The organism is Streptomyces sp. NPDC054840, from assembly GCF_053611065.1.
Map to the genome: position 1 here is coordinate 1 of NZ_JBSGZP010000241.1, position 9,822 is coordinate 9,822.

Consider the following 9,822-nt stretch of genomic DNA (forward strand, 5'->3'; position numbering starts at 1 on the left):
CCGCCCTGGCCCGCCCCGTGCGGCGGGCCAGGCCCGACAGCCGGGCCGCGGCCACCCTGGCCCGTGCGGCCGACCAGGCGACCGCGTGACACCGACCCAGCTGTTCAGCGAGCCCGTGATCCCGTGACCGAGTGAGGACCCCACCGTGACCGTGCTGACCGTGCCGACCGAGCCCCAGGACTCCAGACCCGCCGGGGCCGAGCCCGACGCGGCCCCCCTGCCGCCCCGTTACACCGACCAGTGGATCGGCGGCGCCTGGGTGGCTTCCGACGCCGACGGCCGCCTGGTCGTCACCGACCCCGCCACCGAGCGCGCCCTGGCCACCGTGCCCGCGGGCACCGCCCGGGACGCCGACCTTGCCGCGCGCGCCGCCGCGGCCGCCTTCCCGCGCTGGGCCGCCACCCCGCTGCGCGAACGTACCGCGCTGCTGCGCCGGGTCGTCGAGGCCATGGAGGTCCGGGCCGACCGCTTCGCCGAGACCATCACCGCCGAGGTCGGGGCGCCCGCCCGGATGGCCCGCCAGACCCATGTCGGGCTCTCCCTCGGCATGGCGGCGCACTGCGTCGAGACCGCCGCGTCCTACACCTTCGAGGAGCGCGTCGGCCATTCGCTGGTCGTGCGCGAGGCCGCCGGAGTGGCCGCGTGCATCACCCCGTGGAACACCCCACTGTTGCTCACCGTGCAGAAGATCCTCCCCGCGCTCGCGGCCGGCTGCACGGTCGTGCACAAGCCGAGCGAGATCACCCCGCTGCACGCCCGGCTGCTCGCCGAGGCCATCGCCGAAGCCGATCTGCCGCCCGGCGTCTTCAACATGGTCGTCGGCACCGGCTCCGCCGTCGGCACCGCACTCGTCACCCACCCGCTGATCGACGTGGTCTCCCTGACCGGTTCCACCCGGGCCGGCCGCGAGGTCTCCGCGCTCGGCGCCGACACCGTCAAGCGCGTCCACCTCGAACTCGGCGGGAAGAACGCGAGCCTCGTCCTCGACGACGCCGACCTGGCCGCGTCCGTGGCGGCCACCGTCGACCAGATGCTCTTCAACACCGGCCAGACCTGCCTGCAATGGAGCCGGCTGCTGGTACCGAGGGACCGCCAGGACGAGGCCGTACAGCTCGCCGGAGAAGCGATGGCCGGGTACGTGACCGGCGACCCGCGCGACCCCGCGACCGACCTCGGCCCGCTGGTGTCCGCCGCCGCGCACGCACGTGTCACCCAGTACATCCGGCGGGGCATCGAGGAGGGCGCCGGCCGCCTGGTCCGCGGCGGCCCCGACCGGCCCGCCGGACTGGACACCGGCTACTACGTCCGGCCGACGGTCTTCGCCGACGTGGACCCGCTGAGCACGATCGGCCAGGAGGAGATCTTCGGGCCGGTCCTCTCGGTCATCCCCTACGACGACGAGGACCAGGCCGTCCGGATCGTCAACGGCACCCGCTACGGCCTGCACGGCGCGGTCTGGTCCGGCGACGCCGCCCGCGCGGAGCAGGTGGCCCGGCGCTTCCGCTCCGGCCTGGTCGACGTGAACGGCGGCCAGTTCAACCCGGCCGCGCCGTTCGGCGGGTTCAAGCAGTCCGGGATCGGGCGCGAATGCGGTGCCGCCGGGCTGGAGGCCTTCCTGGAGACCAAGGCGATGCAGCTCCCGCAGGGCACGGGAGGCCAGGTGGTCGGCCCACGCCTGCGGGCCACCGCGGCCGCCCGCCCCGCGGACACCGAGAGGAACGACGGATGACCGACCGGCACGCCGAGTCCGCCAGGGCCACCGCCCCGGACGTACCGGCCGACGACGCACCGCCCCGCGCGGCCCGGGCCGAACCGGGCCCCGCCGGACCGGCCGACGGCGCACTCCCGCCGCTGTTCGCCCGCCTGGAGCGGTGGACCCGCGAACAGCCGGACGAGACCGCCGTCAAGGGCTTCGACGGCACCCTCACCTACGCGGCACTCACCGCCCGCACCGCACGGTACGCCACCGCGCTCGCCGCGGCCGGAGTCGGCCCGGAGACCTCTGTCGGGCTGCTGCTCGGCCGGTCCCGGGAGAGCGTGCCCGCCCTGCTCGCCGTCTGGAGCCTCGGCGGGACCGCCGTCCCCCTGGACCCGGCGCATCCCGTCGAGCGCCTCGGCCGGGTCCTGCGCGACGCCGGGGCCGCCGTCCTGGTCGCCACCGAGGTACCCACGGGCCTGGAGCCCGGCGGGATCACCCTGCTGGCCCCCGCCGACGTGCGCCGAGGCGCCCCCGGCGCGCTCGCGGTGTCGGTACCGGCCCCCGACAGCTGCTCGTACCTCATCTACACCTCCGGAACCACCGGCCGCCCCAAGGGGGTCGAGGTCACCTACCGGGGCCTGGACACCTTCGTCGAGGCCATCGGCGGCCTCGGCCTGCGCCCCGGCGGCATGGGCCTCAACGCCGTCTCGCCCGCCTTCGACGGCTGGCTGTGGTGCACCCTGCTCTACCTGACACACGGCCAAGGGGTCGCCCTGACCGACCTCTCCCTGGACGGGCTGCGCCAGGCCGCCGCCGAAGGCCGCGAGCCGTTGCCCGCCGGCCTGCGCACCGTCTCCCTCACTCCGTCGCTGCTCGCCGCGCACGGCGCCGGGATCGACTCCGCCGAGGTGGTCGTGGTCGCCGGGGAGGCCTGCCCGGCCGCGCTGGCCGAGCGGTTCGCCGGCGGCCGCCGGCTGCTCAACGTGTACGGGCCGACGGAGGTGACCATTGCCGCGACCTGGGCCGACAGCCGACGAGGGGACGACGTGACCACCATCGGACGACCACTGCCCGGCTACCGGGCCTACGTCCTGGACGAGGAACTCCGCCCGGTCGCCGCCGGCACCGAGGGCGAGCTCTACCTCGGCGGCCCCGCCGTCGCCCGCGGCTACCGCGGCCGGCCCGGGCTCACCGCGAGCCGCTTCCTGCCCGACCCCTTCCAGGGCGGCGGCACCCGCATGTACCGCACCGGCGACGTGGTGGTCCGCCGCCCGAGCGGCGAACTGGAGTACCGGGGCCGCCGCGACGACCAGGTGAAGATCCGCGGTCACCGCATCGAACTGGGTGAGGTGGAGCGGATCGCGGCCGAACTCCCCGAGGTCGTCGCCGCCGCCTGCTGCCCGCTCGCCGCGGGACAGACCCTCGGCCTCGCCGTGGTCGCGGCCCCCGGTACCGACCCGGCGGGCCTCGCCGACCTGGTCGTGGAACGCTGCCGCAAGCAGCTGCCCGCGGCCGCGGTGCCCGGCACCGTACGGGTGCTCGACCGGATCCCGACCCTCAGCACCGGAAAGGCCGACCGCGAGGCGCTGGCCAAGGCCCTGGCGGCCCCGGAACGGACGCCCGGCACACCGGTGGTGGCCCCGGGCGGCGGTCCGACCACGAGCGAGCGCATCGTGATGGCCGTCTGGGCCGACGTGCTCGCCACCGAGATCCCCGGCCCCGACGCGGATTTCTTCGAGCTGGGCGGCCACTCCCTGGCCGCCGCCCGCGCGGTGTCGGAACTGCGCCGCGTCACCGGACTGCGCGTGGGCCTCGGCGCGCTGCTGGCCGAGCCGACGGCCCGGCACTTCGCCGCCGAACTCGACCGTCTCTCCGCCGAGCGGGAAGCGTCCGCCGCCGACCCCTCCGCCGACACCGCGGAAGGGGCCTGAGCCATGGGCGCCTGGATCTCCACCTGGACCGACGACCCCGCCGACCGGGCCCTGCCCGTCCTGCTGTGTCTGCCCCCCGCCGGGGCCGGCTGCCAGCAGTTCCGATCCTGGCAGCCCGAGCTGGCCGGCACCGCCCAGGTGTACGGAGTACAGCTGCCGGGCCGCGAGAACCGCTGGCGGGACCCCATGCCGGACACCTTCGACGAGGCGGTCGAGGCCATCGCCGCGGAACTGCGGGACATCGTCGCCGGCCGGCCGCTGATCGTCTTCGGCCACAGCTTCGGCGGCCTCCTCGGCTACGAGGTCTCCAACCGGGTCGCCCCGCGGGCCCTGGTCGTCAGCGGATGCCGGGCCCCCGGCCACTGGGACGGCGCCGGCCGCGGCATCGTCGACGACGGCGAGGAGCTGGACAAGCTCTTCGACACGGCCGGCCTCGACCCCGAACTGCTCGACGAGGACACCCGCGCCCTGATGGTCGCGATGCTCCGCAAGGATGCCCAACTGTCCCTGAGCTACGTCCACAAGCCGGGCGTCCGCCTCGGCATGCCCGTCCACGCCTGGGGTGCCGACGGCGACGAGACCGTCACCTCCGCCGACCTGGACGGCTGGGCCGCTATCACCACCGCCGCCTTCACCCGGCACACCACCACGGGCGGCCATCACGCCGTACTGCGCCACCCGCGGCCCGTACTGGACCACCTGACCGCACTGCTGCGGGCCGCGGGCGCCGACTCTCCCGACCCCGCACCCGCCCCCACCACGACCGGCGCCTGAGCGCCCGACCGCCCCCACCCGCCCGAGTCCGGAGGACACCGTGCCCACCACCCACCAGGTCCTCGTGAACCACGAGGGGCAGTACGCGCTGTACCCCGCCACCCGTGAGACCCCCGACGGCTGGACGCCGGCCGGGTTCGACGGCACCGAGGACGAATGCGCCGGCTTCGTGGACGCCCACTGGCCCGACACCCGCCCGCTCAGCCTGCGAGGAGCCTGAGATGGAGATCGACCTGCTCGACCCGGGCCCCTTCGGCCGCAACGACTTCTGGCCCACCTTCACCTGGCTGCGCGCCAACTCGCCCGTCCACTGGCACCCCGAGCCCGGCAGCGACGACGGCGGCTTCTGGGTGCTGAGCCGGCACCGCGACATCAAAGAGGTCTACGCCGACAGCGACACCTTCAGCTCGGCCCGCGGCATGCGGCTGGGCAGCGACCCGGCCGCCGTCGCCGCCGTCGCCCAGCGCATGCTCATCGTCTCCGACGTCCCCCACCACACCCGCCTCAAGCGGGCCCTCTACCAGGCCTTCGGACCGCAGCAGATGCCGCGCCTGGAGGCGATGGTCGCCAAGGTGGTCGGCGAGCTGGTGACCGAGGCCGTCGAACGCGACGAACTGGACTTCATCGACCTCGCCAAACAGCTGCCCAACCGGGTCGTCTGCGCCATGATGGGCATCCCGCGCGCCGACTGGGCCTGGATCGGGGCCCTCACCACCGATGCCTTCGACTCCCCGGACGACGAGGTACGCACCAACGCGCACTCGGAGATCTTCCTCTACTTCATCGAGCTGCTCGCCGAGCGCCGGGCCCGTCCCGGCGACGACCTGGTCAGCCAGATCGCCCACGACACCCTCGTGGACGAGGGCGACGGAGTCGAACGGCCGCTCAGCGACCACGAGATCGTCTTCAACCTCAACGGAGTCCTCTCCGGGGCCAACGAGACCACCCGCTACTCGGCGGCCGGCGCGGTCCACATGTTCGCCGAACACCCCGACCAGTGGCGGCTGTTGCGCGGCCTCGGCCAGGACGGCATCGCCCCGGCGGTCGAGGAGGTCCTGCGCTGGACCACCCCCGGCGTCCACGCCCTGCGCACCGCCGTCCGCGACACCGAGATCAACGGGACACCGGTGGCCGCAGGCGCCCGGGTGACGCTGTGGAACGTCTCGGCCAACCGCGACGAGGACGTCTTCGCCGACCCGCACGCCTTCCGGGTCGACCGCCGCCCCAACCGGCACGTCGCCTTCGGACACGGCCGCCACATGTGCCTCGGCGCGCGTCTGGCCCGCTTCGAACTCGGTGCCCTGCTCACCGAGATGCTCGGAGTGCTGGACGGCTTCGAACTCGCCGGACCCGTCACCTTCAACTCCTCCAACTTCACCTGGGGGATCAACAGTCTCCCCGTGCGGCTGCTGCGCAGCCGAGCCTTCGCGAAGTAAGAAAGGGCCCGCACTGTGACCACCGCACTCGTCGACTTCAACCGCTCGGACGCCGCCTTCCCGACCACCGGGTATCCGCAGCTCCTCGCCGAGCAGGCCGCCCGCACCCCCCGGGCCACCGCCCTCGCGCAGGGCGACCGCAGCTGGACCTACGCGGAACTGGAGGCCGCCACCAACCGGCTCGCGCACGCGCTGATCGCCCGCGGCGCCGCCGCCGGGGCCCGGATCGGCCTCTGCTACCCCCGTAGCGCCGACTACGTCATCGGCTCCCTCGCCATCCTCAAGACCGGCGCCGCGATCGTCGCCCTCGACCCGGTCAACCCCGACGACCGGCTCGCGGCGATGATCGCCGACGCCGCACCGCTGCTCGTCCTCACCCCGGCCGACCTCGGCGGCCGGATACCCGGGGACATCCCGCAGGCCGAGGTCCCCACCGCGGGGGCCGGCCTGCCCGACACCGCGCCCGCGGTCGTGACCGGACCCGACACCGTCAGCCACCTCATCTACACCTCCGGCTCGACCGGTACCCCCAAGGCCGTCCTGGAACGGCACGGGGCGCTCACCAACCTCGTGCACTGGACCACCCGCGCCTACGGGGTCCGGCCCGGCGACCGCGCCTCCTGGATGTCCACCCCCGGCTTCGCCGTCCAGATCATGGAGTGGCTCGCCTACCTGCCCGCCGGCGCGGCCATCCACATCCCGGAGGCCGGGCAGGCGCAGACCCCGGAGCAGATCCGCGACTGGCTCGTCGGCGAGGGCATCACCCACACCATGCTGGTGGCCGCCCTCGCCGAGCCCGCCTGGGGCCTGCGGTGGCCCGCGGACACCGCGCTGCGGATCCTGGTGACCACCGCCGAGCGCGTCCACAGCTGGCCGCCCGTCGACACCCCGTTCCGGGTCGTGATGACCTACGGCACCACCGAGACCACCAACGTCCTGTCCTGCCTCGACCTCGGCGCCGGGGTCGATTTCACCAGCCAGGCCACCGCCGACGAGGTCCGGGCCACCCGGCAGGTCCCGGTCGGCGTGCCCATCGCCAACCTCCGCGTCCACCTCCTGGACGAGGACGGCAGCCCGGTGCCCGAGGGCGAGGTCGGCCGCCTCCACGTCTCCGGCGCCGGGGTCGCGGCCGGCTACCACGGCCGCCCCGAGCTCACCGCCGCGAAGTTCCACCCCAACTTCGTCGCCGACGACCCGCACCCGGTGCTCTACGACACCGGCGACCTCGCCCGCCGCCGCGAGGACGGCGCCGTCGAACTCCTCGGCCGGTCCGACTCCCAGGTCAAGATCCGCGGCTTCCGCGTCGAGCTCGGCGAGGTCGAGACGCATATCGCCCGCCTCGACGACGTCGCCGAGGCCGTCGTCGTCACCCAGGAGCGCGGCCCCGGCGACAAGCGGCTCATCGCCTACGTGTCCCCGGCCGGCGCGGCCGAACCGGACTCCGCCGCCGTGCGCGCCGATGTCGCCCGCACCCTGCCCTACTACATGGTCCCCGCGACCGTCGTCGTCCTGCCGTCCCTCCCGCGGCTGCCCAACGGCAAGGTCGACCGGCGGAGCCTGCCCGAGCCCCCGGAGGGCCGCGACGCGGTCGGCGCCGGCTACGAGGCACCCCGGAACGAGGTCGAGGACGGGCTCAGCCGGCTGTGGGCCGAAGCCTTCCGCACCGACGGCGTCGGCATCCACGACAACTTCTTCGAGCTGGGCGGACATTCGCTGCTGGCCTTCCAGCTGATCGACGAGATCCGCCGCCGCTACAGCGTCGAGCTCAGCCTCTCCGACCTCTCCACCTGCCCCACCGTCGCCGAGCTCGCCACCCTCCTCACCACCGAGCGTGCGGGCGGCCGCGGCTCCTTCGGCGGACTCCCGGCGATCGTCGCGGACCCCGCCGCGCGCTTCGACCCGTTCCCGCTCACCGAGAGCCAGCAGGCCCTGTGGATCGGCCGCGGCGGCCTCGTGGAACTGGGCAACGTCGGCTGCCACGGCTACTTCGAGTGGGAGAGCGAGAAGCTCGACGTGCCCCGCTTCGAGGGCGCCTGGCGCCGGCTCGTCGAACGCCACGACGCCCTGCGCACCCGCGTCCTGCCCGACGGCACCCAGCAGGTCTTCGAGGAGATCCCGGCCTACGAGATCCCCGTCACCGACCTCGGCGCACTCGACGAGGAGACCCGCGGAGCCGAACTGGCCGCCCTGCGCGAACGGCTCTCCCACCAGGTCCTCGACGCCGACGCGTGGCCGCTTTTCGACGTACGGATCAGCCTGCTCGGCGGCGGCCGGGCCCGGATCCACCTCTGCCTGGACTTCCTCGTCGCCGACGCCTGGAGCTACTTCCAGGTCCTCATCCCGGACCTGGTCACCTACTACGTGGACCCCGGCGCCCAACTCGCCCCGCTGGAGCTGACCTTCCGCGACTACGTGCTCGCCGTCGGGAACTCGCTGCGCGACAGCGAGCTCTACCGCCGCTCCGAGTGGTACTGGCGCGACCGCCTCGCCACCCTCCCGCCCGCCCCCGAACTGCCCGAGCGCCCGGCCGACGCCCCGGAGCTGCCCGTCCGCTTCGAGCGCCGCAGCCACGTCGTCGCCCCGGAGCGGTGGAGCCGGATCCAGGAGCGCGCGCACGCCCGCGAGGTGACCCCGTCCGGGGTCCTGGCCGCCGCCTACGCCGAGATCCTCGGGAGGGCCTCGGGGCAGGCCCGGTTCACCATCAACTTCCCGCTGTTCAACCGCCTTCCGCTGCACCCGCAGGTCAACTCGCTGCTCGCGGACACCACGACCACGCTGCTGCTGGCCGTCGAGCAGACGGAGAGCACCTTCGCGGGACGGGCCCAGGCCGTCCAGCGCCGGCTCTGGGCCGACCTGGAGCACCGCTACTTCAGCGGGGTGCAGGTGCTGCGCGAGCTGACCAAGCTGCGCGGCTCCCTCGCCCCGGCCATGCCCGTGGTGATGACCAGCCTGGCCGGTCATCCGCCGCAGTACGAGGAGACCGAGCTGGGCGCCCCGGTCTACGGCATCTCGCAGACCCCCCAGGTCTCCCTCGACTTCCAGGTCTTCGAGAAGCCCGACGGTCTCACCTTCAACTGGGACTTCCTGCCCGCCGTCTACCCGGACGGACTCATCGACTCGATGTTCGAGGAGTTCAACGCCCTCTTGGACGCCCTCGCCGAGGACGAGGTCTGGGAGCGCCACTCCCCGCCGCCCGGCGCGCAGAGCGCCACCCCCGGCAAGACCGAGGAGCGCGACACCGGCGACGCCTGGGAGCGGTACTGGGCCGGGATCCGGCGCACCGGACGCGGCGGCGACGTCATCTGGGACGCCGACAGCGGCGAGGAGTTCCACTGGCTGCTGGACAAGGCGCAGCGCCACTTCCGCGCCGGCCTGCCGGTCATCGACCTGGGCTGCGGCAACGGCCGCTACAGCCGCGAACTCGCCCCGCACTACCCCTCGGTCATCGGCGTCGACGTCTCGGCCAGCGCCATCGAGCACGCCAAGCGTGAAGCCGAGGGCGTCGCGAACGTGGACTACCTGGCGATCGACATGACCGACGCCGAGCAGGCGGCCGTCCTGGGGGAGGGTCCGTACAACATCTTCGTCCGCGGCGTCTTCCACGTCCTGGACAGCGAGGCCCGGGCCCGGCTCGCCGCCGTCGCCGACCATCTGCTGGGAGACGAGGGCACGCTGATCGTCCACGAGCCCGACTACTCCAGCAACTCCTTCGGCTACCTCGGCTTCGTCGGCGGCAAGCGAGGCCGCGCCGAGGACCTGGTCGGCCCGCTGGAGGCGGCCGGTGTCCGGCACTCGCACCGCTTCACCCGGCCCGAACTGGCCGAGGCGTTCGGCGCGGACGGGTGGGAGGTCGTCGAGGACGAAGCGATAGAACTGCACGCGATCGACCCGCGGTCGGACTCCGCCGCACTGCGGCTGCCCGGCTACTACGCGGTGCTGCGCCGCAAGCGCTGACGCCCGCACGCTCCGGCCCGGCTCTGTG

The 9,822-nt window shown here is 74.0% G+C and carries 5 protein-coding genes and 1 pseudogene; all 6 read left to right on the forward strand.

Annotated features, from left to right (window positions below):
* Positions 1-217 precede the first annotated feature (217 nt).
* The 6 genes and pseudogenes from ACWGIU_RS18700 to ACWGIU_RS18725 all read left to right on the forward strand — a co-directional run bounded on the left by ACWGIU_RS18700 (position 218) and on the right by ACWGIU_RS18725 (position 9,794).
* Complete coding sequence (locus tag ACWGIU_RS18700; protein WP_453707150.1) at positions 218-1,729, forward strand: aldehyde dehydrogenase family protein; 1,512 nt, start codon at positions 218-220, stop codon at positions 1,727-1,729.
* Complete coding sequence (locus ACWGIU_RS18705) at positions 1,726-3,630, forward strand: non-ribosomal peptide synthetase (protein WP_453707142.1); 1,905 nt, start codon at positions 1,726-1,728, stop codon at positions 3,628-3,630. Before ACWGIU_RS18700 ends, ACWGIU_RS18705 begins: the two co-directional genes overlap by 4 nt.
* A gap of 3 nt (positions 3,631-3,633) precedes the next feature.
* Positions 3,634-4,404 carry a thioesterase II family protein gene (locus ACWGIU_RS18710; RefSeq protein ID WP_453707144.1) on the forward strand — a complete coding sequence of 257 codons (771 nt, stop codon included), beginning with the start codon at positions 3,634-3,636 and terminating at the stop codon, positions 4,402-4,404.
* Positions 4,405-4,441: 37 nt separating this feature from the next.
* Positions 4,442-4,624: pseudogene (locus ACWGIU_RS18715) on the forward strand (MbtH family protein); the annotation flags it as partial.
* Between the two features lies 1 nt (position 4,625).
* Positions 4,626-5,840, forward strand: a complete 1,215-nt coding sequence (locus ACWGIU_RS18720; RefSeq protein ID WP_453707146.1) for a cytochrome P450 — start codon at positions 4,626-4,628, stop codon at positions 5,838-5,840.
* Positions 5,841-5,855: 15 nt separating this feature from the next.
* Positions 5,856-9,794 (forward strand): amino acid adenylation domain-containing protein, encoded by a 3,939-nt coding sequence (locus ACWGIU_RS18725; RefSeq protein WP_453707148.1) that lies wholly within the window; start codon positions 5,856-5,858, stop codon positions 9,792-9,794.
* The last annotated feature ends 28 nt before the right edge of the window (positions 9,795-9,822 follow it).